At 59.2% G+C, this 25,246-nt stretch carries 30 protein-coding genes; 9 read left to right on the top strand and 21 right to left on the bottom strand.

The annotated features are described in order from the left end of the window. Position 1: 1 nt before the first annotated feature. The 12 genes from miaB to B8783_RS15810 form a co-directional block, all read right to left on the bottom strand. Positions 2-1,375: a tRNA (N6-isopentenyl adenosine(37)-C2)-methylthiotransferase MiaB gene (miaB, locus tag B8783_RS15755; protein WP_084421032.1), complete on the bottom strand. Its 1,374-nt coding sequence runs from the start codon at positions 1,373-1,375 to the stop codon at positions 2-4. A gap of 93 nt (positions 1,376-1,468) precedes the next feature. Further along, entirely contained in the window at positions 1,469-1,879 is a 411-nt protein-coding gene (locus B8783_RS15760; protein ID WP_084421033.1) for a Fur family transcriptional regulator, read from the bottom strand. Between the two features lie 8 nt (positions 1,880-1,887). Then, positions 1,888-2,376, bottom strand: a complete 489-nt coding sequence (locus tag B8783_RS15765; RefSeq protein WP_084421034.1) for a GNAT family N-acetyltransferase — start codon at positions 2,374-2,376, stop codon at positions 1,888-1,890. Further along, entirely contained in the window at positions 2,373-3,020 is a 648-nt protein-coding gene (gene tsaB, locus B8783_RS15770) for a tRNA (adenosine(37)-N6)-threonylcarbamoyltransferase complex dimerization subunit type 1 TsaB (protein ID WP_084421035.1), read from the bottom strand. Before tsaB ends, B8783_RS15765 begins: the two co-directional genes overlap by 4 nt. Before the next feature lie 12 nt (positions 3,021-3,032). Then, positions 3,033-3,635, bottom strand: a complete 603-nt coding sequence (locus B8783_RS15775) for a malonic semialdehyde reductase (protein ID WP_084421036.1) — start codon at positions 3,633-3,635, stop codon at positions 3,033-3,035. Between the two features lie 23 nt (positions 3,636-3,658). Continuing rightward, positions 3,659-4,246 carry a NifU family protein gene (locus B8783_RS18775; RefSeq protein ID WP_084421037.1) on the bottom strand — a complete coding sequence of 196 codons (588 nt, stop codon included), beginning with the start codon at positions 4,244-4,246 and terminating at the stop codon, positions 3,659-3,661. A gap of 76 nt (positions 4,247-4,322) precedes the next feature. Continuing rightward, on the bottom strand, positions 4,323-5,396 hold the full coding sequence (locus B8783_RS15785) for a hypothetical protein (RefSeq protein ID WP_084421038.1): 1,074 nt from the start codon (positions 5,394-5,396) through the stop codon (positions 4,323-4,325). Between the two features lie 179 nt (positions 5,397-5,575). Beyond that, positions 5,576-6,079, bottom strand: coding sequence for a hypothetical protein (locus B8783_RS15790; RefSeq protein WP_084421039.1), 504 nt, complete (start codon positions 6,077-6,079; stop codon positions 5,576-5,578). Positions 6,080-6,097: 18 nt separating this feature from the next. Next, the gene (locus B8783_RS15795) at positions 6,098-6,301 is read right to left on the bottom strand and encodes a hypothetical protein (RefSeq protein WP_084421040.1); all 204 of its coding nucleotides are present in this window, start codon (positions 6,299-6,301) and stop codon (positions 6,098-6,100) included. A gap of 77 nt (positions 6,302-6,378) precedes the next feature. Continuing rightward, positions 6,379-7,332 (bottom strand): alpha/beta hydrolase, encoded by a 954-nt coding sequence (locus B8783_RS15800; RefSeq protein ID WP_084421041.1) that lies wholly within the window; start codon positions 7,330-7,332, stop codon positions 6,379-6,381. 124 nt (positions 7,333-7,456) lie between these two features. Then, positions 7,457-8,359 carry a hypothetical protein gene (locus tag B8783_RS15805; RefSeq protein ID WP_084421042.1) on the bottom strand — a complete coding sequence of 301 codons (903 nt, stop codon included), beginning with the start codon at positions 8,357-8,359 and terminating at the stop codon, positions 7,457-7,459. 63 nt (positions 8,360-8,422) lie between these two features. Beyond that, the gene (locus B8783_RS15810) at positions 8,423-10,279 is read right to left on the bottom strand and encodes an AMP-binding protein (RefSeq protein ID WP_084421043.1); all 1,857 of its coding nucleotides are present in this window, start codon (positions 10,277-10,279) and stop codon (positions 8,423-8,425) included. A gap of 76 nt (positions 10,280-10,355) precedes the next feature. On the opposite strand from B8783_RS15810, the gene B8783_RS15815 reads away from it, so the two are divergent. Together B8783_RS15815 and B8783_RS15820 are read left to right on the top strand one after the other, a co-directional pair. Beyond that, entirely contained in the window at positions 10,356-10,829 is a 474-nt protein-coding gene (locus tag B8783_RS15815; protein WP_084421044.1) for an SAM-dependent methyltransferase, read from the top strand. 64 nt (positions 10,830-10,893) lie between these two features. Continuing rightward, positions 10,894-11,253, top strand: a complete 360-nt coding sequence (locus B8783_RS15820; RefSeq protein ID WP_084421045.1) for a GIY-YIG nuclease family protein — start codon at positions 10,894-10,896, stop codon at positions 11,251-11,253. A 40-nt stretch (positions 11,254-11,293) separates the two neighbouring features. Here the strand turns inward: B8783_RS15820 and B8783_RS15825 are convergent, their stop codons facing one another. From B8783_RS15825 to B8783_RS15835, 3 genes are all read right to left on the bottom strand, one after another. Beyond that, positions 11,294-12,046 (bottom strand): sulfotransferase-like domain-containing protein, encoded by a 753-nt coding sequence (locus B8783_RS15825; RefSeq protein WP_084421046.1) that lies wholly within the window; start codon positions 12,044-12,046, stop codon positions 11,294-11,296. Beyond that, on the bottom strand, positions 12,043-12,969 hold the full coding sequence (locus B8783_RS15830) for an aminotransferase class IV (RefSeq protein WP_084421047.1): 927 nt from the start codon (positions 12,967-12,969) through the stop codon (positions 12,043-12,045). The genes B8783_RS15825 and B8783_RS15830 overlap by 4 nt, the downstream gene beginning before the upstream one ends. Before the next feature lie 166 nt (positions 12,970-13,135). Further along, positions 13,136-14,704, bottom strand: a complete 1,569-nt coding sequence (locus B8783_RS15835; RefSeq protein ID WP_084421048.1) for a long-chain-fatty-acid--CoA ligase — start codon at positions 14,702-14,704, stop codon at positions 13,136-13,138. Between the two features lie 136 nt (positions 14,705-14,840). Between B8783_RS15835 and B8783_RS15840 the strand changes: the two genes are divergently transcribed. Next, positions 14,841-15,788 (top strand): glutathione S-transferase, encoded by a 948-nt coding sequence (locus B8783_RS15840; protein ID WP_084421049.1) that lies wholly within the window; start codon positions 14,841-14,843, stop codon positions 15,786-15,788. An 18-nt stretch (positions 15,789-15,806) separates the two neighbouring features. Here the strand turns inward: B8783_RS15840 and B8783_RS15845 are convergent, their stop codons facing one another. The 3 genes from B8783_RS15845 to B8783_RS15855 are packed head-to-tail and all read right to left on the bottom strand — an operon-like array spanning position 15,807 to position 18,916. Further along, positions 15,807-17,246: an MATE family efflux transporter gene (locus B8783_RS15845; RefSeq protein WP_084421050.1), complete on the bottom strand. Its 1,440-nt coding sequence runs from the start codon at positions 17,244-17,246 to the stop codon at positions 15,807-15,809. A 38-nt stretch (positions 17,247-17,284) separates the two neighbouring features. Beyond that, positions 17,285-18,226: an ABC transporter ATP-binding protein gene (locus tag B8783_RS15850; RefSeq protein WP_084421051.1), complete on the bottom strand. Its 942-nt coding sequence runs from the start codon at positions 18,224-18,226 to the stop codon at positions 17,285-17,287. Between the two features lie 54 nt (positions 18,227-18,280). Beyond that, on the bottom strand, positions 18,281-18,916 hold the full coding sequence (locus tag B8783_RS15855; RefSeq protein WP_084421052.1) for a glutathione S-transferase family protein: 636 nt from the start codon (positions 18,914-18,916) through the stop codon (positions 18,281-18,283). Positions 18,917-19,028: 112 nt separating this feature from the next. Here B8783_RS15855 and B8783_RS15860 point away from each other — a divergent pair, with 112 nt between their 5' ends. Then, positions 19,029-19,226, top strand: a complete 198-nt coding sequence (locus B8783_RS15860; protein ID WP_084421053.1) for a zinc-finger domain-containing protein — start codon at positions 19,029-19,031, stop codon at positions 19,224-19,226. A 21-nt stretch (positions 19,227-19,247) separates the two neighbouring features. Here the strand turns inward: B8783_RS15860 and B8783_RS15865 are convergent, their stop codons facing one another. Together B8783_RS15865 and pspF are read right to left on the bottom strand one after the other, a co-directional pair. After that, the gene (locus tag B8783_RS15865) at positions 19,248-20,054 is read right to left on the bottom strand and encodes a WecB/TagA/CpsF family glycosyltransferase (protein WP_084421054.1); all 807 of its coding nucleotides are present in this window, start codon (positions 20,052-20,054) and stop codon (positions 19,248-19,250) included. Positions 20,055-20,087: 33 nt separating this feature from the next. Then, positions 20,088-21,143 carry a phage shock protein operon transcriptional activator gene (gene pspF / locus B8783_RS15870; RefSeq protein ID WP_084421055.1) on the bottom strand — a complete coding sequence of 352 codons (1,056 nt, stop codon included), beginning with the start codon at positions 21,141-21,143 and terminating at the stop codon, positions 20,088-20,090. A 205-nt stretch (positions 21,144-21,348) separates the two neighbouring features. Here pspF and B8783_RS18550 point away from each other — a divergent pair, with 205 nt between their 5' ends. The 5 genes from B8783_RS18550 to B8783_RS15890 all read left to right on the top strand — a co-directional run bounded on the left by B8783_RS18550 (position 21,349) and on the right by B8783_RS15890 (position 23,346). Beyond that, the gene (locus tag B8783_RS18550; RefSeq protein WP_169711824.1) at positions 21,349-21,489 is read left to right on the top strand and encodes a hypothetical protein; all 141 of its coding nucleotides are present in this window, start codon (positions 21,349-21,351) and stop codon (positions 21,487-21,489) included. A gap of 64 nt (positions 21,490-21,553) precedes the next feature. After that, a complete protein-coding gene (pspA, locus tag B8783_RS15875) occupies positions 21,554-22,234 on the top strand; it encodes a phage shock protein PspA (protein ID WP_084421056.1) in 681 nt (226 codons plus the stop codon). A gap of 110 nt (positions 22,235-22,344) precedes the next feature. Continuing rightward, positions 22,345-22,602 carry an envelope stress response membrane protein PspB gene (pspB, locus tag B8783_RS15880; RefSeq protein WP_084421057.1) on the top strand — a complete coding sequence of 86 codons (258 nt, stop codon included), beginning with the start codon at positions 22,345-22,347 and terminating at the stop codon, positions 22,600-22,602. A gap of 12 nt (positions 22,603-22,614) precedes the next feature. Continuing rightward, complete coding sequence (gene pspC / locus B8783_RS15885) at positions 22,615-23,070, top strand: envelope stress response membrane protein PspC (RefSeq protein WP_084421058.1); 456 nt, start codon at positions 22,615-22,617, stop codon at positions 23,068-23,070. Positions 23,071-23,166: 96 nt separating this feature from the next. Beyond that, positions 23,167-23,346 (top strand): hypothetical protein, encoded by a 180-nt coding sequence (locus B8783_RS15890; protein WP_084421059.1) that lies wholly within the window; start codon positions 23,167-23,169, stop codon positions 23,344-23,346. A 2-nt stretch (positions 23,347-23,348) separates the two neighbouring features. Here the strand turns inward: B8783_RS15890 and mnmD are convergent, their stop codons facing one another. Continuing rightward, positions 23,349-25,178 (bottom strand): tRNA (5-methylaminomethyl-2-thiouridine)(34)-methyltransferase MnmD, encoded by a 1,830-nt coding sequence (mnmD, locus tag B8783_RS15895; protein WP_084421060.1) that lies wholly within the window; start codon positions 25,176-25,178, stop codon positions 23,349-23,351. Positions 25,179-25,246: the final 68 nt, after the last annotated feature.

Here is a 25,246-nt window from a genome sequence, read left to right on the forward strand (position 1 = left end):
ATCAGGCAACCTCCGCCACAGCCGCAAATTCGCCCGCGAGCGCATTTTGCGTGGCGCCCACGACTTTGACGTCCACGATGTCGCCCATGACGTGTTCCGGCGCATCGAAATGCACGGCCTGTTGCCAGGGCGAGCGGCCATGCATTTGCCCGGCTTCGCGGCCTTTGCCGGTCACCAGAACTTTGATCGTCTGACCCACTTTTGAGGCATTAAACGCGCGCTGCTGCTCCCAGAGTAGGGCTTGCAGACGGTGCAGGCGCTCTGTCGCAACTTCATCTGGGACATGGCCGAACATGTCGGCAGCAGGTGTGCCCGGACGCGGGGAATATTTGAATGAATAGGCGATGGCGTAGCCAACTTCACGAACCAGGTTCATCGTGTCCTCGAAATCCTGATCGCTCTCGCCGGGAAAGCCGACAATGAAGTCGCTCGCCAGCGCAATGTCAGGCTGGGCCTCTTTCAGCTGGCGCATTATGTCGAGATAATGCTCAGCCGTGTGGCCGCGGTTCATCGCTTTCAGGATGCGGTCTGATCCAGACTGCACCGGCAGATGCATGAAGGGCATCATTTCAGGCGTGTCGCCATGGGCGGCAATCAGATCAGCATCCATGTCGCGCGGATGGCTGGTCGAATAGCGAATGCGGTCGATACCGCCGATTTTCGCGATGTGACGCGAAAGCTGGCTAAGGCCCCATTCGCTGCCACCTTCGAGCTTTGGCGCTGCGCCGTGCCAGGCATTGACGTTCTGGCCGAGTAGAGTGACTTCGCGCACGCCCTGAGCGGCGAGGTTTCGCGCTTCCATGACAATGTCATCGACTGGACGCGATAGCTCTGCCCCGCGTGTATAAGGCACGACGCAGAAGGTGCAGAACTTGTCACAGCCTTCCTGAACCGAAAGGAAGGCCGTTGGCCCATCGGCTTCGCGGGTCTTTGGCAGGGCGTCAAACTTCTCAAGCGTCTCGAATTCGGTCTCAAGCCGTTCACCGGCGGCGCGGCTGGCGCGCGCGACCATTTCAGGCAGCTTGTGATAGGCTTGCGGCCCAAGGACGAGATCCACCGCTGGCTGACGGCGCATGATTTCAGCGCCTTCGGCCTGCGCCACGCAGCCAGCGACAGCAATTGTCATCTTGCCGCCGGAAGCCTGTTTCATCTTCTTGATCTGGCCAAGCTCGGAATAGACTTTTTCGGTCGCCTTTTCACGAATGTGGCAGGTGTTCAGCACAACGAGGTCGGCATTGTCCGCCGTATCCACCGGCTGATAGCCAAGCGGGCGCAACACGTCGCGCATACGCTCGCTGTCATACACATTCATCTGGCAGCCATAGGTCTTGATGAAAAGACGCTTCGGCTCGGGTTTCGAGGTCTCGGAAGTCATGGGCGCGCTTATGCCTCAAAACAGCGTTTCAGGCCAGCGTGCGTGTAAGTATCCATCAGTGCGCCAGGCAAAGGACGGACCCCTGCAGACCGCCTAGTCTTTCTTGAGCGGCACGCCATAAAGCTCAAGCCGGTGATCGACGAGCTTGTACCCAAGCCGTTCAGCAATCTCGATCTGGAGACGCTCGATCTCTTCTGAGTGAAACTCCACAACGTCGCCCGACTTTACGTCGATCAGGTGATCATGGTGTTCGTCAGGCACTTCCTCAAAGCGGGCGCGTCCATCACGGAATTCGTGGCGCTCGATGATGCCGCTTTCTTCAAACAGCTTCACAGTCCGATAGACGGTGGCCAGCGAGATGGAGCTGTCGAGGGCGTTTGCGCGGCGATGGAGCTCTTCGGCATCGGGATGGTCCTCGGATGAGGAGAGGACACGGGCAATCACCCGGCGCTGCTCCGTCATTCGCAGGCCTTTTTCGGCGCAGAGTTTCTCAAGTCGATCCATAGGCCTGTTCATGCCTTCGATTCCTCAATCTGTCCAGCAAGCTTGCGTGACATCAGGACAGCATCAACAGCTGCGCCGCCTTCGCGCGGATAATAGCTGCGGCGAAGGCCATCCTGCTCAAATCCATTGCGCGTGTAGAAGGCAATGGCAGGTTTGTTGTCGGCAGCGACGTCCAGCAGCAACCGGTCGATGCCGTGTCCGCCGAGGAGGTTTCGCGCATGATCCAGCAAGGTCTGTGCATAGCCTTTGCGACGATGGGACGGGTCCACGGCAATCGTCAGGATCTCAGCGTCAGGCGGTGTTTTCTGCACCAGAAGCAGGCCAACAAGATGTCCGGCTTGCTCCAGCCCGACAGACAGCGTCGATGTGAGCTCGATCGCGCTTTGCATCGAATTGGCTGACCATACCTCCTCAGCCGGGAAAGAAGCCTGATGGAGTCTGGCGGCCCGCGCGCTGTCATCGGGGCGCAGCAGGATAATGCCGCTGGCTGCGTTCATGGTTTGCGGCCGCCGGGCAGGGCGGCATCAGGGGCGCGGACATAGACCGGGTTTGCTGACGCGGCATCGTTTGCTGCTGTGGCCGCAAGGTGGGCGACGCGTGCAGCCGATGGGGCGGCCTCGTGCGTTTTTAGTCCGGGAACGACAGCCGATAGCGCCTCCAGCCCAGTTCCAAATACGAAGTGCGGATGAGCGCTCAGCTCGGCTGCCAGATCGTCAAGGCCAAGCTCTTCCGGGGCGCCTGTCGCCTTGCCTGTCCGGAAGCGCTGTCCCCAATAGCTGATATCGGGTGGGCGGCGTTTGGCCGGCAATAGAACGATCGCGGAGCCTTGCTGGCCGTCTGGCAGGCTGGCTTCCAGAGATGTTACGCCGATGCACGGAATATCGAGCGCGAGCGCGAGTCCTTTTGCGAAGGCGACGCCAACGCGCACACCGGTAAAGCTTCCGGGGCCGGTGACGATACCAATTCGCTGAAGGTCGGCCAGGCTGTAGCCCGCCTCAGTGACGACCTCTTCAACAAGCGCGGCCAGCCGGGCATCCTGCCCGCGAACCATGCCTTCATTGCGTTCGGCCAGGACTTGCCCGGCCGCGCCAACTGCGACGTCACAAGCTGGGCCTGACGTATTGATACCGAGGGTCAGCATCAGCTTACCCCATCACAGAATCTGGCAGGCCTCGTTGAAGTCGAGACGTGGGCTGCGTTCGAACAGCGTGCTTTCATCGCCATGGCCGATCGCGACCAGGAAGTTTGAACGCCAATGCTTGGTCTCTTCCTTGCTGGAGAAGAACTCCATGTCGACGCCATCCTGGCTGAAGCCGGACATCGGGCCGCAATCAAGGCCGAGCGCGCGGGCTGCCATGATCAGGTAGGCGCCTTGCAGCGTGCCGTTGCGGTCTGCCGTGTCCTTGCGCGTGTCCTTGTCCTCGAACCACTCTTTCGCGCCCGGATTATGCGGGAAGAGTTGCGGGATCTTCTCATGGAACATCATATCGGTTGCCACGATGCACACCCATGGGGCGTTCATTGTCTTCTCGCGATTGCCTTCGGACAAATGCGGCGCAAGGCGCTTCTTTGCTTCGGGTGAATTGATAAACACGAACCGGGCTGGCGAGCAGTTGGCGCTCGTTGGGCCCATCTTCGTCAGGTCATAAACGGCGCGGACGAGTGTTTCCGGGACAGGTTTGTCCAGCCAGCCATTATAGGTGCGTGCGTTGCGCCAGATTGTGTCCAGGGCATAATCATTGACCGGATCGGACATGGGTAAACTCCTTGCTGAGGCGCTTAAAGCGCCGCTTCGACTGCATTTACTTCAGGCACGTACGCCTTCAGCATATTCTCGATACCCTGTTTGAGGGTCATCGTGGAGGACGGGCAACCGGCGCAGGCCCCGCGCATCGCGAGATGCACGACGCCGGAGTCCGGATCAAAGCGATGAAAAACGATGTCGCCGCCATCCTGCGCCACAGCTGGGCGAACCCGCGTTTCGATAAGTTCGAGAATTTCGCCGACGATCTCTTTGGTCTCGCCTTCATAATCATCAGCACTGGTCGCGCCGGTCTCGCGCTCAGGCTCGGTATGCCCGTCATGGATAATCGGCATGCCAGCCACATAGTGATCCATGATCGCGGCCAGCACCATTGGGCGCACATGTTTCCAGTCAGCAGCTTCGTCTTTTGAGACGGACACAAAGTCTGCGCCGAGGAAGACGCGCGTCACACCCGAAACCTGAAATATCGTCTGTGCCAGAGGGGCTGAGCCAGCCTCCTCTTCGCGTGCGAAGTCGAACGGGCCGGCGGCTCCGGCGACGGTTTCGCCAGGAATGAATTTGATCGTGTCGGGGTTCGGTGTCGGTTCGGTCTGAATGAACATTGGGTCCGCCGCGCGTTTGGAGTTTAAGTGCAGCAGCTCAAATGGACGGTCGCAGGCGCCGTTTCAAGCAGAAGCCTTAGTCGGCCTCAGCCGTTGAAACCCGGGGACGCATTCCGGCTGCAGCGTTTGCCGCCGAAGTCCTTGCGTCTTCAGCGCTGATTAGAGCAGCGCCAAGCTCGCGTGTTGCATCGCCCGCTTCGGCCATATGATAGGCCATCATGGCAAGGTGGTCTGCCATCAGCCGGGCATCACCGGACTGGCTGGACACGAACATCGGGTTGAGCTGCGCGGCCCTGCGCCATTTGCCTTCAAGCCTGTCGATGTTGCGCTGAATGTCCTCGCTCACGGCAATATCAGGGCGCGACATCGCCGAATGCCGGAAAAGCTCTCCGGCCAGCTGTGCGCGGGCGCGGGCGGTATAAAAGGCGCGGATATCATCTTTTGAGGCAGGCCATCCGTCCCGGAGGCCGATCCGTTCCGTCAGGTCTTCGTGCGAGCGATCCGCCCAGTTGGCGAGCAAAGCGAGCTCATCCAGCGTGTCTTCAAGACCTGTGGGCGAAGATGCCAGACCGCGTTCCAGCCGCCCCTCATAGCGGGCAAGGGCTTCAGCGGCGGCTGCGAGGCGCGGCGTCTGCTCGAGTGTGGGGTCGATGCTCATGAGTCTGGCGGCCGCGGCAAGATCCGGGTCTGCCTGTCCGGCTGAGCTGGGCGACTTCAGCGACATCATGCGCGCATATTCGCTCATCGATGTGGAGAGGCCTTCCTGCCAGGCCGGGAGCGCTGTCAGCCGGGCCTGTGGGTGCCAGCCAGCGCGGTCGCCTGCCCAGCCCGGGCCTTCAAGCTCGCGGCCGATAAGGGTGACCATGACACCTGTCTCTGGTGACGCCCATGGCCTGTCCGTGGCAAGTGTTACGGGGTCATCTTTGACAACATGTGAACCAATAACGAGCAATGGATAGAAGGCGATAATGGCCAGAATGCCGACGACTTTGATGGCCAGAACACCGCGTTTCCACCATTCGGCGGCCGAATGCATGAGCGGAGACGGTTCGGCTTCCTCGAGATAGGAGGCAGGAAGGCTGGTTCCAATCAGCGTGACAGCTGGCCCGGTCTCACGACGTTTGACCGGAAGCTTCTCGACATTGCTCATCGACGCCCGCTTTCTACCACACTCAACCCATCGGCCTTCATTTCAGTGCAGAAATGAAAACATTAGCATTCTATTAACACATGAGCCTGTGGAAAGGTAAGGGTTCGCGATGAAAATGCCGCGTCAGGCACGCGGCCTGCTTGATTTTCAGTCATTGGAGGAGGGCGCGACGCCGCCTGCTACTCCTGCTGCTCGACATAGCTGAGACCCTTCATTTCGCCGATTGCAGCGATCGTTTCTCCGAGGGTGCGCTCGCCATTGCTCACCAGAACGAGTTCGCCGGTGAGATCGGCGCGTTCCAGGCGCAGGCCTTTGAGGGCGGGCTTGTCGGCGGCCCATTCGGAATAGGTCTCCCGCGCGCCAACCGGATCGACCCGAAACCGGCTTGTGACCGCGTCTGGAACGACCCCTTCTTCAAAGCGCACGATGAGGCTGAAGTCCCGCACATTGGCGTCTGTGCCTTCTGTGCCGCCCGCGTCGTTTTCGTCATCTGACGTGTCGACAATTGTTTCGGTGCTTTGTGAGGAGGACGGCGCTGCAGACAAGGACAGCGCTGCGGCTGGATTTGGTCCGAAGCGGATGACGGCAAGCGCAACAACGCCTGCAAGCATGATGACCAGCAGAAAGATACTGATCTGTCCGCCATAATGGCGCCGGATCCGCGGAGTGTCAGATACGCTCATTCTCTAATCCTCAAAGCCTCAGGGCTGAGCGTGGGAAGCGTCTGAAGGATCATCCTGTTCCCGCTTGTCCGTTTTCTTGCGGGCGCCGCTTATTTGATCGCCGACCGCATCGGCCAGTTCGCCTGCGCGTTCGATGCGCTCATTGTGGCGGTCGCAACCGGACAAGGACAAAACGCTCAACAGAAGGAGCGAACCCACGAGCAGTTGAAGACGTCCAGACATCGATATTCCTCGCAGCCTTGCAGTTCGTTTCATTGGAGGTTGTAGAGCGGTTCGCCCGGCGGACAAAGCTCAGCGACCTATAAAGCGCCGAGGGCATTGCCGACGACTTCACCGGCTTCCTGAATGGCGTCGCGCGCGGGCACGGAGACGGCCGTCAGATTCATGAACCCATGCACCATGCCCGAATGTTCTCGAATGGTCACTGGAACACCATGCGCAGACAGCTTTGCGGCATAGGCGTGGCCTTCATCCTTCAGCGGGTCCCAGCCACACAGTACCATATGCGCCGGCGGTAGGCCGCGGAAATCACCGTCTGGCGCAAATAGTGGCGAGACCCTCGGGTCCATCCGGTCGGTCTCTGAGTGGATGTAGGCGTCGCGGAAATAATCAAACAGCTTCTCCGACAGGAAGAAGCCTTCCTGGAAGGTGAGTTTCTTGGTGCGGATGTCGACAAACTGAACCAGCGGATAGAGCAATAGCTGGAAGGCGGGGGCAGGCTCACCCGCGCGGTTGAGGTGCTGGCAGAGGTAAGCAGCAAGATTTCCGCCCGCACTGTCGCCAGCCACGCATAGGCGGTCCGGATCCATGTTCAGAAGTTCTGCCCGCCGGTTTGCCCATTGCCAGATCGCGATGGCATCATCATGCGCAGCCGGAAACGGATGCTCCGGTGCAAGTCGGTAATGAACGGAAAGAACCCTGCAGCGCGCCCCGGTCGCAAGCCGCCGACAGATCATATCGTGGCTGTCGAGATCGCCGAGCACAAAGCCGCCGCCATGAAAGAAGATAATGCCAGGCCCTGGCCCAATGCCTGCGCCGAGCGGCGTGTAGAGGCGGCCTTTCAAAGGTCCATCGGCGCCATCGACGGCCATGGTCGAGATATCCGCCAGCTCTGGCGCGTCCCGTTCGACGGACTGGCTCGCGCGATAAAAGCTCTGGCGAAGCCGATCCGTCGACTGTTTCCAGTCGAGTCCAGAGAAGTCCGGCAATTTGAACCGGTCCATGAATGTCTTGATCGTCTCGTCTAGCGCCATGGTTACTAGATGCCTCTTCAGAACGGTATTTTGAAGGCGGATTTTTGCGGCAAATACAATTTATCCGTTAGCGGTGTTGATGCGCAACACATGGGGCATCGGGCTGTTGTCTGCGGGGCTGCGATCAATACCCCTGCAAACGCCAGATCATACGCTGCAGGCCCTGTATGCGCAGCTGCGTCAGCGCTTCGTTCCAGACCCGGCCTTTGGTTGTCTCGGGCAGGCCATCAATCCGGTTCACCATCCGAAGGCCCAGCTCACAGAAATCAACCGCTTCAAGCGCGGCATCCATTTCGGTGCGGCTTTTGCCCTCTGTCGTCAGCAGGCGAACCATATCGGGGTCTGTCAGCATCGCGAGCCCAAGCGTTTGCAAGGCGCCCATGTCCGAATTGCTGAGACGGTCATAATAGTGAGGGTTGGAGCGGGCATCGCGTATGGCATCGAGGAAGAGGCCGTTCAGCTCCAACCCCGCTTCATAAAGCGGCGTGCCGTGACGCGCTCTTTTCAGAACGGTGCGATAAAGGTCCTGCTCGGCGAGGCCGGCATATTCGACAAGATCAGCGCCATTGCAGTAAGGCTCGCCGGACGCCGACAGCGCGTTCAGCTTGTCTGAGGCAAAGCCCAGCAGGCGATCGAAAAAGCGGACATCCGCCTTCGAAAGCCGGTCGAGGCTTCCATAGATGTCGCCCGCGCTCGATTGCAGAACGAGGACGCCAAGCTCTTCATCGTCGGCGCCGCGGGACCTGGCTTCATTGAGACGGGTACGAAGGTCGCTCGCCGATGAAGGAAACGTCGCAGCGAGCTTGTCGAGATAGATTTGTGTCGGCCGATCGGAAAACATGGTTTCCAGAGTCGTGTTCTGAGCAGCAGCCTCGGTCTCGGATGGCCGCTCCTGCACGCCATCGCCGCCCGTCAGACCCGGAAAGACAACCAGAGCGCCGATAACAAGACCAGCAAGCACAAAAGTGCCGACGCCCAGAAGGACGCCGCCACCCGACTTTGCCTTGTCGCTCTCATGCTTGCTCATCTACCGTCTCCGCTTGCGCTCTATATCTAGGGCGAGGCGGGCCGGTTTCACAGTTTGCGGGTCTCAGGCCAGTATAACGCCAGTCGCTGGCGGCTCGGCATAGAGGGCATCGACCAGCTGGCTGCGGCGGTCAATGACGCAGCGCTGGTTCACATATCCCTTGTCGGTGATCTCGCCCGCGTCGATGGATGGCGCCTCAGTCATCACCATGAACCGCTTGATCTTGCGCGAGGAGCCTTTTTCACCGGCATTGAAGGCCTTCACTTTGGCTGCGAGATCTTTGCAGAACGCGCCAAACGCCTTCTGCATATCGCCGCCGGCATTCTTGACATAATCTGTGAAGACAGCCTGCGAGGGCCAGAAGAGGGCGCTTGCATAATCCTTGTCCTGTCCGGCGATCACCGCATCGAAAACAAGCGGGGAGCAGGCGGCCACGAGATCGGGGCGCAGCGTGCCGACCGACACCCATGTGCCGGTTGAGAGTTTGAAGTCCTCACCAACTCGGCCGTCAAAAATGATGCCCTTGTTCGGATCATTCTCGTCAACAAAGCGGGCCGCATCGCCAAGCTTGTAGAAGCCTTCTTCGTCGAAGACGTCCTTGTTCTTCTCGTCCATGCCGAGATAGCCGTGCATGACGCTCGGGCCTTTGACCCGGACTTCAAGTTTCTCGCCATTCGGCACCAGTTTCAGCGTCATACCTGGCAGGGGCAGCCCGATCAGGCCAACCCGGTCCACTTCCCAGTGAACGACGGTGATGCCTTGTGTTTCTGTCGCGCCATACATGGTGACGATGGGAATGCGCTTGCCGGTCGCCTTGATCGATAGCGCCTGAAGCCGGTCATAAAGGTCATCTGAAAGTGTGGCGCCGCCATAGCCGATGGACTTCATGTTGCGGAAGAAGGCTTCCAGCAGCTTGTCATCATGCTCCATGGCATCGGCGAGCATCGAAAGCGCAATCGGGGCGGTCCCGAAGCTTGATGGGGACACATCGTAAATATTGCGGATCGTCTCACCGAAGAGCTGTGGGGTGGGTTTGCCGCCATCGATCCAGAAGGTCGCCCCGTTCCAGAGCGCGCCATTGAAGTTCACGTTCGCGCCGGAAATGTGGTTCCAGGGCAGCCAGTCGAGAACGTTGTGAACCTGATCCGGATCGTAGTCCGGGTCCCGCGAGTTGTCCCTCAGGCCTTCGGTGCCAGCGATCATCGAGCACATGGCGCCTTGCGTCGTCGGCACAGGCTTCGGCATGCCGGTTGAGCCAGAGGTGAAGAGGTATTTGGCGATGCTCTCATCGTTGAGCTTGTTCATCGCCTCGGCGACGGCGCCTGTCGGGTCTGTTTGCAGCAGTTCGTCGAAACTGCGGACCTCATTAGTCGCACCGTCCTTGGCAATCACTGTGCAGCCATGATCGCCGAGCGCGTTCAGCGCTGGTTGGAAAGGCGCGAGCTCCTGAACGAAGATGATCTTCGGCTTAACGGCGCCGAAGCAATGCTTCAGCTTTTCAAAATCGGTCGACATGGTGGAATAGGGTACCGAGATTGGCGCGGCGGGCGCGCCGATTGTCTGGGCGGCCATGATCGCGATGGCGCTCTCGATCGAATTGCCCGAGAGGATCATCACGGGCGACTTCGGGCCGGCGCCCAAATCGAGGAAGGCCTGCGCCAGGGCATCGACCTTTTTCTTAGCGTCGCCATAGGTCAGCACGCGCCACTCATCGGTCTCAGGATCGCGCTGTTTCAGCCAGGGACGGTCTGGATGCTCGGCGGCGCGGTCAGCCAGGCAATGCGGGATCGTCTTTGGGCGATCCCCGGGCTGTTGGCGGGGCGTCAGATAGATCGTGCCGTCCGGTTTGCGCACCATCTCAATATCAGGTTCTTTTTGCGGCAAAGGCCTGAAGGGCGGGAGCGCCTGTCCGTCAGCCATGGTATCCTCCGAAATATGTCTGCTTGTTTTGATCCAGTGTATACGTCGTCCAAATCCTGCCAAGGGAGCGGTTTTCATGACCTCGCGTAACTTCACATTGCAATCGATCGGCACGGTTCATTCGGCTCGCTCAGAACCCATCGACGATGGCTGGGACGAGATTGCCGCACATGTCCAGCTTGATGCAGACCGGTTCGGCCCTGAAGCGCTTTTCGGCCTCGACAGCTTCTCGCATGCCGAAGTGATTTTCCTCTTCGACCGCGTGCCGGATGAGAAGATTGAGACCGGCGCGCGCCACCCGCGCGGCAATAAGGACTGGCCGCTCATCGGCATCTTTGCCCAGCGCGGCAAGAACCGCCCGAACCGGTTGGGTCATACGGTGTGCCGTATCCTGAAGGTGGATGGCCTGAAGCTCTACCTTGAGGGCCTCGACGCGATAGACGGAACACCTGTCCTCGACATCAAACCGGTGATGGATGGCTTCCTGCCGCGCGGGGAGGTGAAAGAGCCGGACTGGTCGAAAGAATTGATGCGGGGATATTGGGTGTGATGCAGAGTTCCGGCGTTCCGCGCTCGTCCTTCGACTGCGCTCAGGATGAGCGCTATGGTGACGAATGAATTTCTTTGTCTACATCCTGCTTTGTTCAAATGGTGCCTATTATGTCGGGTCTCATCGCGGGCAGGAGGTCGACACGCGCGTTCACCAGCACAATGAGGGCAGCGATCCTAGAGCGTTCACCTATCGCTTCCGACCGGTGGAACTGTTGTGGAGCTGCCAGTTTCAGGACCCGTCTGACATGGTCGCGTTCGAGCAACAGCTCAAAGGCTGGTCACGCAAAAAGAAGGAAGCGTTCATGCGGAGTGATTGGGTTGAGCTAAAAGCCCTGTCAAAATCCCGGACGGCGCCAGCCATTCACGAGAAAGGCCGTTTCCATCTTCTGACCAAGGGAAACGCCCCGGAGCGCTCATCCTGAGCGAAGTCGAAGGACGAGCGCGGGCCGCACGCGGACTTTTTCAAACTTGAGGTATATCGGCCGATAGCCGGTGAGCCGCAATCGCTGCATGGCTTTCGCGGGCTTTTTCCGCCAGCTCCATCAGCTCTGAGGGCAGGCCCATCACATGCATCTGCGGCTCGCCAAACCCGGTTGATTGCCAGACGGTATCATACCAGTGCGGCGCCCAGACACCGTCTTCCGGCTTGGGGCCAGCAGGCCATGACAGCATGTCGCCGGTATAGGGAATGTCCAGCGCCGCGCAGAGGGCGCGCAGCATGCCGGGCGGATCATTCAGGATATCATCGGAATCGATCACGGGCGGCGCTTTCCCGATTTGCTGGCAGACGCGGTCAAACAGCTCGGCCTGTTGCGGCACGCCGATGGCCTCGAGGCTGACCTCGTCCATCTTGCGGGCGTAGGAGGCGAGCACGCGGGCGGGGTCTCGGATCAGGAAAGCGTTCGTCACTTTTACCATCCAGTCCCGCGGGATGGATGGCGCCATATGGTGGGTCATGTGCTTCTGGTAGAAGATGGGTTTGCCGCCCGGCACTGGCGCGGTCGTGAGCTGGCGGGCAACCTCCCCGCCATCATGTGACTGCGCGGCGAGGATCTCTTCCTGCATCGGGTGGACGACGCCCGTCGCCGTCAAATAGGCCGCATAGAACGGCTCATCCACGCAGGCCGTATCGGCCCGCGCGCCAAAGCTGCGCATCATCGTGGTCGAGAGGTTTCGTGGCCCGGACCACATCGCGATGCGGACAGGTTCGCTCATGTGATCGGCGTCAGGCTGTGTTTGACGAGATCAGCGTAAAGCTTGGTGATCTTCTGCGCCATCGGCCCGCCAACATTTTCAATCTGCCGGCCATCGACTTCCCGTACGGGTGTGACCCCGGCAAAGGTGCCCGTCACGAAGGCTTCGTCGGCTGAGTAGACATCGAACAGTGAAAACCGCTTCTCATGCACGGGGATGCCCGCTTCGCGGCAGACGCGGATGATGTTGCCGCGGGTAATCCCGCCGAGGCAGTAATCGGGCGGTGAGGTCCACACTTCGCCGTCCCGCACGATGAAGAAATGCGTTGAGTTGCACGTCGCCACAAAGCCGTCCGCGTCCAGCATCAGGCCTTCATCGGCGCCGGCCGTATCGGCCTGGATGCAGGCGAGGATACAGTTGAGCTTGGAGTGGGAGTTGAGCTTCTGGTCCTGTTCGGCCGGGCCGGTGCGCCGGACATGTACGGTGAACAGCGACAAGCCGCGCTCAATGATCTCCGGCACGGGGGATTTGTATTCCGGAATGATGACGATGGTTGGCTTGGTGATGGTAAAGCGCGGGCCCTGATAGGGTGTCTTCTTGATGCCGCGCGTCACCATCAGGCGGATATGGACGCCATCGCTCATGTCCTGCGCTTTCAGGCAGTCGAAGAGGCGCATGGTGAGTTCGGTCTTTGTCAGGCCGATATCCATGTCGATGGTCTTGGCCCCGGCGTAGAGGCGTTTCAGATGCTCATCGAGGAAGGCCACGGCGCCATCCTTGACGCGCAGGCCCTCCCACACGCCATCGCCCAGCAGATAGCCGCTGTCGAAGACCGACACTGTCGCCTCTTCGCGGCGCTTCAGGTCTCCATTGATGGAGATCAGGACATCGGCGTTTCGCGGATCGTAAACAAAGTCATGAACGCCGTGCGGTTCGTCTTCCATTTTATCGTTCTTTCGTCCTTGCCCGCGCTCGTCCTTCGACTTCGCTCAGGATGAGCGCTGTGGTGCGTTTCGCTTTAGTGGTTGGTGCTTGCGCATATCGACGTCCTGCCCGCGATGAGCGCTCATCCTGAGCGAAGTCGAAGGACGAGTGCATGCCACATCATGACTAGCCAATTTGGCGTTCATGCCCGTCCCAATGCGGCGCGCGCAAATCCTTGCGGAGGATCTTGCCGGATGGATTGCGCGGCAGGGCTGGTACAAAGTCCACGCTCTTGGGGCATTTGTAACCAGCGATCCGCTCGCGGGCCCAGGCAATGACGGATGCGGCGTCGCAGTCGTGGCCTTCCTTGCAGACGACGATGGCCTTGACCTCTTCGCCCCATTTCTCGCTCGGCACGCCGATCACGGCGACATCCGCAAGATCGGGATGGCCGAAGATCGCGTTCTCAACCTCGGCCGGATAGACGTTTTCGCCGCCCGAGACGATCATGTCCTTGATGCGGTCATGGATATAGAGAAAGCCGTCCTCGTCGAAATATCCAGCATCGCCAGTATGGAAGAACCCGCCAGTGAGCGCCTCTTCAGTCGCCTCTTCGCGGTTCCAATAGCCTTTCATGACAAAATCAGCCCGGATCACAATCTCGCCGACGGCGCCCTGTGGAACGGGCTTGTCTTCTGCGTCAACCACCTGAACGACCGCGCTCGGATAGGGCACGCCGCAGGATCTGAGTTTGCCCCAGGACGGGTCATGCGCCTCATGCGGCAGATAGGTGCCGAGACCGACGGTTTCGGTGAGGCCGTAAAGCTGGGTGAAACGTGCGCCGAACAGGTCAATGGCACGTTTGAGGAGGTCTTCCGCGATCGGCGAGGCCCCGTAGGAGATCGTTTTCAGGGAGGAGAAGTCCCGCTCGTCCACGCCCGGCATCTGGCTCAGCATCAAAATGACGGCGGGCACCCAGAAAGCGTGGTTGATCTTGTGCTCTTCAACGAGGTTCAGAATGACGCTCGGATCGATCTCCCGAAGGATAACGGTTTTTGCGCCCTGCGCCGCCGCGAGGACGCCAATATTGCAGCCTGCCACATGGAATAGCGGCATCGCGTTCATCACGGCGTCGCCTTCATCATAAGCAGACCATTCCAGCTTGGCAGCTTCCTCGAAGACGGCGCGGTAATTGTCGTTCGTCAGCATGACGCCCTTGGGCAGCCCCGTCGTGCCGGAGGTATAAAGCTGGATAACATCGTCATTGCCTTCGGTCTTGAGGCCGGGCGCGGCCGGGGATTGCCCGCTACGCCACTGGCGGTAGGCTGGCCAATCTGCATGTTCGCCGTCAATCGCGATTATCTGTTCAAGCTTCGGGCAATCGGGCGCGATCTTCGTCGCAGCGTCGTAGAACTCCTGCGCGACGAAAAGGACTTTCGCGCAGCTGTCCGACAGGATGAACTGCATTTCTGGCGGCGCGAGACGATTGTTGATTCCCGTCATAGCGGCCCGGGCCTTGGCGCATCCAAACAGGATCTCGTAATAGGCGCCCATATTCTTGCCGAGATAGGCAACGCGATCGTCCGGCTCTACGCCGAGCGCAATAAGCCCGTTTGCGATCTGGCTCGAGTATCGGTCAAGCTCCGCAAAATTTGTCGTCTCCCCCTCGAACCAGATCGCTGGTTTGTCTGCCAGCTTTTGGCCCTGAACGCGTGGAATATCTGCGATGTGCGGCATGGCGACGGGATCGAGCATGGGTCTGGGCTTCCTCTCTTTTTATACGTAATCTTGGCTACGGATTTTTTTGCTTAACCGCTTGAAAGTGCTTACAGCGTCAAGTGCAAGCCCTCAACTTTGACAGGGCGCGTGCAGAAGGGCGCAAAGGAAAGACATGGCTGGACCACAAACGATTATCCTGCATCATTATCAGGCATCTCCATTTTCGGAAAAAGTTCGTCTTGCCCTGCGCATGAAAAACCTTGGCTGGGCCTCGGTGGAAACGCCCAGCATGATGCCAAAGCCGTTGCTGGTGCCGCTGACGGGCGGATACCGCAAAGCGCCGGTCATGCAGATCGGGGCAGACATCTTCCTCGATACGGCGATGATCCTGCGCACGCTGGAAGAGCGATTCGAGATACCGGAACTTGACCTGCCGGGGCATGAAGGCCTGTCGAGCATGGTCGGTGCCTGGACGGACGGAAAATGGTTCCAGACCAGTGTGGGCATCATTTTCGGTACGCTCGGTGACAAGGTACCGGAAGACTTCAAAAAAGATCGCGAGAAGCTGTCTGGTCGCCCGTTTGATACAGATGCCATGGCGGCGGCTATGCCGATGCTCAAGGACCAGTGGCGCGCCCAGCTGGCCTGGATTGAGGAGCGCCTGGCTGGCGGACATGGCGCCGGCGCAGGCAGCTGGCTGGTTGGTATGAAGCCTGGGCTTGTCGACGTGCACGCCTTCATGAATCCGTGGTTCATTGAGAGTACAATTCCGGAGTTTCTCGAAGCGTGCTTCAAGTCCACGCCGCGCACGGCCGACTGGTACAAGCGCATGAAGGAAATCGAAGGGCAGACGCCGGAAACGCTTTCCGGTGAAGAGGCGCTGAAAATTGCGCGCAATTCTGCGCCGCGCCTCAAGGCCGCCAAGACCGATGGTGAGATGCAGGGCTTTGAGCCGGGCGAACGCGTTGCCGTCGCCCCCGATGACTATGGCCGGGACTGGGTCGAAGGCGAGATCGTCATTGCCAAGGCCGACCGGATTATCCTGCATCGCTTCGACGAAGAGGCTGAAACCGTCAATCTTCACTTACCGCGGACTGGCTACATGGTACGCCGGGTGTAGTGGGGCCGCCCGTCGCTATCAGTTCTGGTGGCCGGTATAGGATTCTTCGGTGATGATTTCATCGCTGACTTTTTTCGAAAGCGTCTCGTCTTCATGGACGAGGCGTTTTTTCTTCCAGTCTCCTTTCGCGATGATCGCGATGCTGACCAGTGACACGATCAGATAGCTGATCGGGAAGGCCCACCAGACGCCATTGAGGCCAAGGCTGGTATTCTGCGACAGGATATAGGCGAGCGGAAACAGGATCACCCATTGCGAGATGATCGTGATCATCATCGTGGTCAGCATGTTGCCCGACGCACGTAATACGCCGCTTAGCGCGAACTGAACGCCCAGCAGACCCCAGGCCAGCGAAACGGTCCGAAGGAAGGTCGCGCCGGTTCTGATGACATCCTCTTCGCCTGGGACGAAGAAGGCCACAAAGTGCGGAGCGAAGGCAAAGACGATAATGCCGAACACGCTGAGTACGCAAAAGGAGACCATTGCGCCAAGTCGGCCAATCTTCTCAGCCCGGTCCATCTGGCCCGCGCCAATGTTCTGTCCAACCAGTGTCGAGATCGCCATTGAGAGGCCCATAGCCGGGATCATCGCGACCTGGATCATGTTTGAGCCGACGCCGTAGGACGCAATCGCCATTGTCCCGAAGCTCGCGATCAGGAAGGTCATGATGATCAGGCCAAAGGCGCGCGCCGACATTTCTATTGAGGCGGGCAGCCCGAGGAAAAAGGCCTTGCGAATGAAGGCGAGATCCGGCTTGAAATTCTTCAGGGAAATCTTGATGCCGAACCGGCCGCCAAACAGCACCGCGAAGCCGATCAGCGCGGCAACGCTTTGGGTGGCCAGTGTCGCCAAGGCTGCGCCCATAACGCCCATGGCAGGCACGGGGCCCCAGCCAAAAATGAAAAGCGGATCGAGAAAGAAGTTTGCGATCACCGTCCCGAAGACAATCATGATCGGCAATTTCATCTCGCCGATCCCGCGCATGACTGACTGGAACATGATGAAGGTGAAGCTGAACACCAGACCGGCGAAAGCGACGTGAAGATAGCCCTTGGCGCCTGCATAAACTTCCGGTGTCACGCCCATCAGCTTAAGCAAAAAAGGCGTTGCGACATAGCCGACCGCGCCCAGCAGGAGGGAGGTCATCACCACCATCAGCATGGTCTGTCCCGCGACATGGTTGACCATCTCGCTGTTCCGCGCGCCAAAATACTGCGCAATCAGGATTGAGCCTGCGATACCAAGGCCGGAGCCGACCGCAATCGTCAGAAAGATCACAGGAAACGAGATCGACACCGCTGCAATGGCCGCATCGCCCAGCCGGCCGACCCAGAACGCGTCGATCAGCTGATAGGCGGACTGCAGCACATTCGCCAAAATGATGGGCACGGCCAGCAGCATCAGCGAGCGCAGGACAGGGCCTTCCAGAAGCGCAGCCGCGCGTGCAGATTTCGTCATTTACTATCGCCCCCTGAAGTTAGGCGACTACAATTATATCAGGCTGCCTCGGTTGTCATGGCGACAAACACGTCTTCCAGCTTTGGCTGGTCGGTCGAGAGGTCAGCCACGCCAATCCCGGCATCGCGGACCTGTTCCAGCAGACGCCCGATCCCTGTCTCGCTATTGCGATAGGTGATCTGAAGCTCGCCGGTTTTCAGAAGCTCGATATTGAGATGCTTCAGACTGTCTGGGATCGTCGCAACCGTTTCGCGGGGCACGACGCGCAGAAGGCGCTGGTCGAGCCGCGAAAGGAGTTTCGGCGTCGGCTCGCAGGCGATGATGTCACCATGATTGACGATCGCAATCTCGTCGCAAAGCTCTTCAGCCTCTTCCAGATAGTGTGTGGTGAGAATGATCGTCGTGCCTTCGTCATGCAGACGGCGGACATATTGCCAGAGTGAGCGACGCAGCTCGACATCGACACCGGCGGTCGGCTCATCGAGGATCAAGACAGGTGGATTATGCACCAGCGCCTTGGCGATCATCACGCGGCGCTTCATGCCACCTGAGAGCTGGCGTACATAGGCGTCACGCTTGTCGAGCAGGCCAACCGCCTCAAGAATTTCAGCCGTGCGGCGTTCCTTTTTGGGGACGCCATAGAAACCCGCCTGCAACTCCAGCGCCTCTTCGGGCGTGAAGAAGGGGTCCATGGTGATTTCCTGGTTCACGACACCGATCGCTGCGCGGCTTGCGCGCGGGTGCTGGTCGATGTCCATGTCCCAGATGCGGGCCGTCCCGCCCGTCTTGGTCACGAGCCCGGCGAGAATATTGATAAAAGTCGACTTGCCGGCCCCGTTCGGTCCAAGCAGGCCAAAAATCGAGCCGCGCGGAATTTTGAGGTCGATGCCATTCAGCGCCCGTTTTTCGGGCATCTTTCCTGATGCGGCGTACACCTTGTCCAGGCCCTGGACTTCAATTGCATAGTCGGGTGCAGACATGTGCTCTCCGTCAATCCTTGCTGAAGGCGACATATAGGGCGCCGCGCGCGCGAACTAAACCACCGGCGTTTCTTTTTGCCGCTTCATCGCCCGTTTAAAGCCGTCACGCGCCTTCAACCGGCTGAGATATTCTTTACAGGTTGAGGTCATGCAGTTTTCCAGCGGCGGGATCACAGTCGACAGAAGAAGGGCATAACCGATCGCAATATCGGCCATGGTGAAGCGGTCCGCCGCCATCCACATCGAATGCTCAAGATGCGTATCCACCGCGCGAAGCCGCCCGGAATACCAGAGGCGGTAATCGTCGGCGACCTGCGGCTGACGCCGGCTTTTGGCTTCAAGCACTTCGTAACGCAGCACCAGAGTTTGCGGAAAAGTGAGTGTCGCGTCTGAAAAATACATCCAGTTGAGATAGCTGCCAAAGGCGGGCTCATCCGGCGAAACGACGAGGTCCGTCGGCCCATGCATGCGGCCGAGATACTCACAGATGGCGCTCGATTCGGTCATCTTGGTGCGACCATCGGTAAAAAAGGGGACGGTGCCGAGCGGATTTATCTCAAGATACTGCTTGTGAAGCGCACGCGGCGGGAAAGGCAGATTGATCAACTCATAGTCCAGTCCGAGCTCCTCCATGGCCCATAGCGGGCGGAATGAGCGGGCGTTCCGGCAATGATAGAGTGTCGGTTTCATCGTTTCTCGCCCTCTTTCTTGGTGAGTGTGGCAATTGACGGCCTGTATCGTCGCAGACTACCTATGCCTTTGACCACATAGCGGGCAACGCTGACACTGGGGAAGCTAGTTCATGGCCATCGAAACGCTGCCGGATGCACCGGAAACCATCGTCACCGAAGAACATCACGTCGCTTGTGATGGCGGCAACGGGCCGCTCGGCCATCCGGTCGTCTGGTACGAAATGGGTGACGACGAGATGGCTGAGTGCGGCTATTGCGACCGCCGCTTCGTCCTCAAGGGCGGCCGCTACGACCCGAACCATCAATAAATAGACCTTGAGTGGCCGCGGTCAGCTCTGGCTGGCCTTGCGCCGCTTGCGGTCTTTCCACCAGATCGCAAAAATTTTCGGTCCGTCGAGCAGATAGCGTTTGACCATGCGTTGAGGTTCGCTGGTCAGGCGGTGGAGCCATTCAAGCCTGAAATCGCGCATCCATTCCGGCGCACGCGTCGCGCGGCCTGTCAGGAAGTCGAGGCTTGCCCCGCAGCAAAGGCCAGCACCCGTCACGGTGCCGAGACGTTTGGCGGCGAGGGCGACCATTTCCTGTTGCGGAGACCCGACACACAGAAAGTGAAACCGGGACGGATTTCTCGCCATGAACTCAGCCGCGGCCTGAACAGCCTCCGGCTTGTTGCGCAGGCCCATGGGTGGATCATGCCAGCGTACATCTGACAGCCCATATTTGGCTTTGAGGGCTGAAATTTCGCTCGCTGTGCAACCAATGACGACGATCGGTTCGTCGGTGTCGACTTCTCTATCGAAGAGCGTTTCGACCACATCCGCCCCGGGTGAGGCGGGCAGGTCCAGGCCGTCAAACTGGCCGAGCAGTTCCAGGATGCGGCTGTCATTGAGGATGAGACCGGCTTCATAATAAAGCTCGCGCAGCTGGGGCTGCTTTTCCAGGCGCACCATATGATCGACATTTGGCGTCACGACATACCAGAATTCTGTGGAGTCGAGGGCCTGTCGGGCAATATGCCGAGCCGCATCGCGCGTTGGTTTTGGCCTGAAGGGAAGGTCGAGAAAATGCGTAACGGGCGCATCATCCTGTGTACCTGTGGCGGGAGCGCCCTTCGGATTTGCTGGAGTGGCCTGCATGGAATCTCCTTGGCAGGTTGGAGCGGGAGGCCGCTAAAGGGTTTCGGCGTCGTCCGGTTTGCCCGGCTTCTTTCCGTAATCATGTTTTCTCAGAAGGCCGCGTAGCTGGTGATAGGTCAATCCCAGTGTTTCCGCTGCCTTGCCCTGATGGCCATCATGCGCTGCGAGCGCGGCATCAATCAGGGACGTCTCGAATATTCTGGTCTGATCCTCAAAAGGCACGCCAAGTTCCGGTTTCGGCACGCCCGGTTGCTTCGGCGCAGATGGGGTTTCGGCGCTGCCGTTCAAGATGGCCGGTGGACGGAAAGGCGATTCAAAAGGATCAAGCGCAGAGGTGTCAAAGCGGATGGCTTCGCCGTTTGGGTTGGTCAGCGCGCGCGCCGTGATGCGTTGGGCAAAGTTTCTCAACTCACGAACATTGCCCGGCCAGGAATACGCTTCGATCGCTTCGACGGCTGATGGCGCAAATCCGGGAAAATCTTCCAGCATCTCGCGCGCCATCCTGCGGGCAAAGAAGTCGGCCAGTATGGTCGCATCCCCTTTGCGTGCCCGAAGAGGGGGCAGGGTGACCACGTCAAAGGCCAGCCTGTCGAGAAGGTCAGCACGGAACTTTCCGGCGCGCACAGCCGATGGCAGGTCGATATTGGTCGCGGCCACAACACGGACATTGGTGGAGAGCACTTTCTCGCCGCCGAGACGCTGAAACTCTCCATACTCAACCACGCGCAGAAGCTTCTCCTGAACGCGGCTGGAGGCCGTCGCAATCTCATCGAGGAAGATTGTGCCGCCATCGGCAAGCTCGAACCGGCCGGTCCGTCTTTCCGTGGCGCCCGTAAACGCGCCGCGCTCATGGCCAAACAGTTCGGAGTCCAGCAAGTCGTCTGACAGGGCCGCGCAATTGACCTTGATGTACGGCCCCTCCCATCGCTTCGACAGGAAGTGAAGGCGCTCGGCCACGAGCTCCTTGCCCGTACCGCGTTCGCCGATGACCAATGCGGGCCGATCAAGCGGGGCCAGGCGCGAGATGTGCTCAAGCGCAGAAAGCCATTGCGGCGCTTCACCAACAATTTGAGGGGTTTGACCAATCATGCGGTTAAAATAACCAAATCATTCGTCAAAACAACATATAAAAATAGCGAAATAGACTAAAAAATTGTTGAGGTCGGTGAGGCCGGTAAAATAAAATACAATAAATACAGCGGTCTAAATGGTTAGCGCAAAACTGGCACGGTCCTTGAAATGTAAATGGCAAATCAGGCGATGGGCGTCGCCACAAACGAAGGACGTAAAAGACATGACCGACCATTCATATGACACCCGCCACAAGTCAGCCCGTGAAGACGGAGGCCGTTTCGGCCGTTGGCTGGCAACCCGTCCAGCTGAGTGCTGGATGTTTTTCGCGGCAGGCGTCTTCCTGGGCGGCCTGTTCTTCTAGAGCCTGAAAGAGCTTTTGAACGTCTCCTCCCAGACACAACCCGAATATAAAAAGGATACATACAATGGGACTTTTTTCTCGCCTCGGCGACATCATCAACTCCAACATCAATGCGATGCTGGACAATGCAGAAAACCCTGAAAAGATCGCACGTCTGATCATCCAGGAAATGGAAGATACGCTGGTTGAGGTTCGCACCTCCGCTGCCCGCGCCATGGCCGACAAGAAGGAAATGGAACGCGAGATCGAGCACTATACCCGCGTCCGTGACGACTGGGAAAACAAGGCCGGCGTCGCCATCGACAAGGGCCGTGAAGACCTGGCCCGCGGCGCACTGGTTGCCAAACAGAAAGCTGATGGCGAAATCGAACGCCGCAAGCATGCCATGACGGCAGCTGAAGAAGCTTTCGAAAAGCATCAGGACGATCTGTCGAAGCTTCAGGCCAAGCTGGATGAAGCCAAGGCCAAGCACCGCGCGCTGATGATGCGCCGGGAAGCTGCTGAGCAACGCATCCGCATGCGCTCACAGACCTATGACGGCCGCGTTGACGATGCTCTGGCCCGCTACGCCAGCGTCGAACGCAAAGTCGATGAGATGGAAGCCTATGCTGACCAGATCAGAGGCGCAGAGCCGAGCCTTGAAGCAGAGTTTGCCGCCCTTGAGCGCGACGAAGCTGTCGAGAAGGAACTCGAAGCCCTCAAGAAGTCGCGCGCCAAGCCGGCTGCAACCAAAAGCGAGGAATAGATCATGCTAACGTCACTCATCGTTCTGGCTATTCTGCTCTCGCTTATTATCGTCCCAGGCCTCATCCTCCAGAACATGGATGATCAGGATGGCGCAGAAAGAGGATAATCATGGATCCGGAATACATCATTGGACTTGTCGCGGTCGTTTCGATCTTCGTCGTCTTCCCGGGAATGGTATTTCACTACATCACGCTCTGGCGGAAACAGAAGACACTCGAACCCGATGACGAGCGAATGCTCGAAGACCTCTGGCGCTCTGCGAAAGCCATGGAGCGCCGTATCGAGACCATCGAGCGGCTCGTTGATACTCACCCGGAAGACGACATGCCGGCCCCGCGCCGCCCCCGTTCTTCCTTCGACCGATAGGATTTAACTAACATGACCCATCATCGTCATCACCGCAGTCGCCGCGAACATTCGCAGCCCTATGAGGACGAAATGTTCCGTTCGCCAAACCCGAAACGCCTTTACCGGTCCCGCCGGAACAAGGTCTGGGCCGGTGTTTGTGGCGGGATCGCAGAGCGGTTTGGCTGGGATCCAATCATCGTCCGGCTCCTCGCCGTGGCCTCTTTCTTCCTCTTCGCAGGGCCTCTGGTCATCCTCGCCTATATTGTGATGATCCTGCTCGTTCCGAAGGCACCGAAAGACTACAGCCACCTGGCGCCAGAAGAAGAAGCTTTCTGGCGCGGCGTATCGGACCGCCCGAAGCGGACCTATTCCGGCCTGAAGTACACCTTCATGGACCTGGAAGACCGTCTGCAAAACCTCGAGGCCTCCGTCACGTCGGATGAATGGCGCCTGCGCCGCGAATTCCGCAACCTCGAGAAGAACTAAATTATGTCGGCTCTCATCCTTACCCTGCCAGTCCGGCACTATGGGTCAGAGCCGGCACCCCACTTCAACCCGATCAGCCCAGAGGGGGCAAATACAATGACCAACAGACTTCAGACCAGCGGATGGATTGCACTGAGCATCGCGCTCGCAATGCTCGGCGCGGCCGTCTTCGCCAGCGCCACCGGCGGACTGCATGTCGAGGCAGGAGGCGTGCAAATGACGCTCCAGACCTCCGCCGAAACTGGCCTTCAGCTGGTCTTTGCCGCAGCAAGCTAGGCTTAACGGCCCCGCTTCAGGTCTCTCAGGATCTGCCGCATCGGGGCCACTGCTTCCAGAGCAGGCTTGCTCGCCGGCGATGGCTCACCCAGCAGCTGCGCCGCGAGTATCTCCCCGGCCCACGGACCCCAGGTAAATCCGCGAGAGCCGAATCCACCCGAAAGGTAAAGACCGTTGATGAGGGGGGCATCCTGATCAACGGTCTGTCCATGTCGGACCCCATCAAAAACATCTCTGGCACGCGCCTCATCTGGCACCGCGCCTATCAGCGGCAGACGGTCCGGCGTCGTGGCCCGCACACCCGCCCGGCTTTGGATGTCGGCCTTTTTGGCCATTTGCCGCCAATAAGGATCGAGCCTTTCGAGGGCTGCCATGTTTTCGGCGTGGGCGGCGTCCGTCGTTTCTGGTGTTTTCTTGTCCCAGCTTTCAAACGTCGCTCCCCAGAGCCGCATCTTGCCGAGCGCCAACGCATAGTGGCCGCTCGCAATAGCTGACGGCGGCGCATCGACATCTGTTTCGGCGAATTCGACCTGACCGCTTCGGCCAACGAGAGACAGCCAGGGAAGGTTGTCAGCCGCCGCCATGCCGCAGGCCAGAATGGTCGGCACGCCGTCTTCCAGCTCATCCATGTCAAAGACCCGGCCCATCTGAAGCCGGGCGCCGTCGAGCAGGGCAGGTAGCAGATGTTGTGGTTCCAGGATCAACGCCCGCTTGTGCAACTGGCCGCCTGCCATGGCTTCGAGGTTCTCCAGCCCGAGCGGCGGATCTGCGAGCAGTTTCGCGATCCGCTGCGCCTCGCGCTCATCCTTGGGTCTGTGAGCGACATCGGTTTGCGTGACACCGACGCGTTCGCTGTAGAAGCGGCGGGCCGAGAGATACGCATCGATCAGAAGCCCGGCCTGGACCGTGTCGCCTGCATCAAGGCGCGGCATGACCAATGCCAGAGGATTGCTGCTTGCGCCCTCGCCAAGGCTGGACGCAGCATCGATGACCTCAACTTCCAGGCCGCGATCAAGAAAGGTGCGTGCCAGACAAGCCCCGGAAATACCCGCGCCGATAATCCGCACGCGATCAGGGCGGGTTTCTGCCTGGCGCAGGCCATAGACGTCTGCCTGCTCTGCCGGTTCTTCTTTAAGGGAGACTTCCAGCCGTTCCCGCTTGCGGCCAAATCCTTCAGTCTTCGCGACCTCAAAGCCGGCCGCCTGGAGGCCACGGCGAACGAAACCAGCGACCGTGAATGTCGCGAGTTTTGCGTCCTTCCGGCATCTCTCTTTGACGAGGGGCCAGAGCGAGGCATCCCACATTGCGCTATTCTTTGCGGGTGAGAACCCATCGAGAAACCAGGCATCGGCCTTGAAATGCGCGCTCGCCAATGTGTCGGCGATGTCACCAATATGAAGGGTCAGCGTGACGCCGTCCTGCGACCAGACCATACGCTGGACGCCCTTGGCCCGCTCAGGCCAGGCGGTGGCAAGGCGAGTGGGGAGGTCACCGAGTTCGGGCCAGGCAGATAACGCCTTTGCGGCATCTTCGCGGTCGAGTGGAAACGCTTCGAATGACACAAAATGAAGCCACGCATCCGTCGACGGCCTCGTGCCATTCCAGAGTTGCCAGGCGGCTAGAAAATTGAGGCCCGTGCCGAAGCCCGTTTCTGCAATCGTGAAACGCTTCGCCCCGGCCCAGCTTTCAGGCAGGCTGCAGCCTCTTAGAAAGACAGTTTTCGTCTCTTCAAGACCGTTGTGACGCGAAAAATAGACATCCCCGAAGGCGTCATCGACGGGGGTGCCGTCTTCTTTCCAGGCAAGATCGGGGCGGGGGGGCAGGCGGCTCATGAGACGCGTGTAGCACAGGATTTAATTTCGGCATCCATGGAACGCTGCGGCCTGTTCGCCGGTTGATT

This window comes from Henriciella litoralis, from assembly GCF_002088935.1.
Taxonomy (GTDB): Bacteria; Pseudomonadota; Alphaproteobacteria; order Caulobacterales; family Hyphomonadaceae; genus Henriciella; species Henriciella litoralis.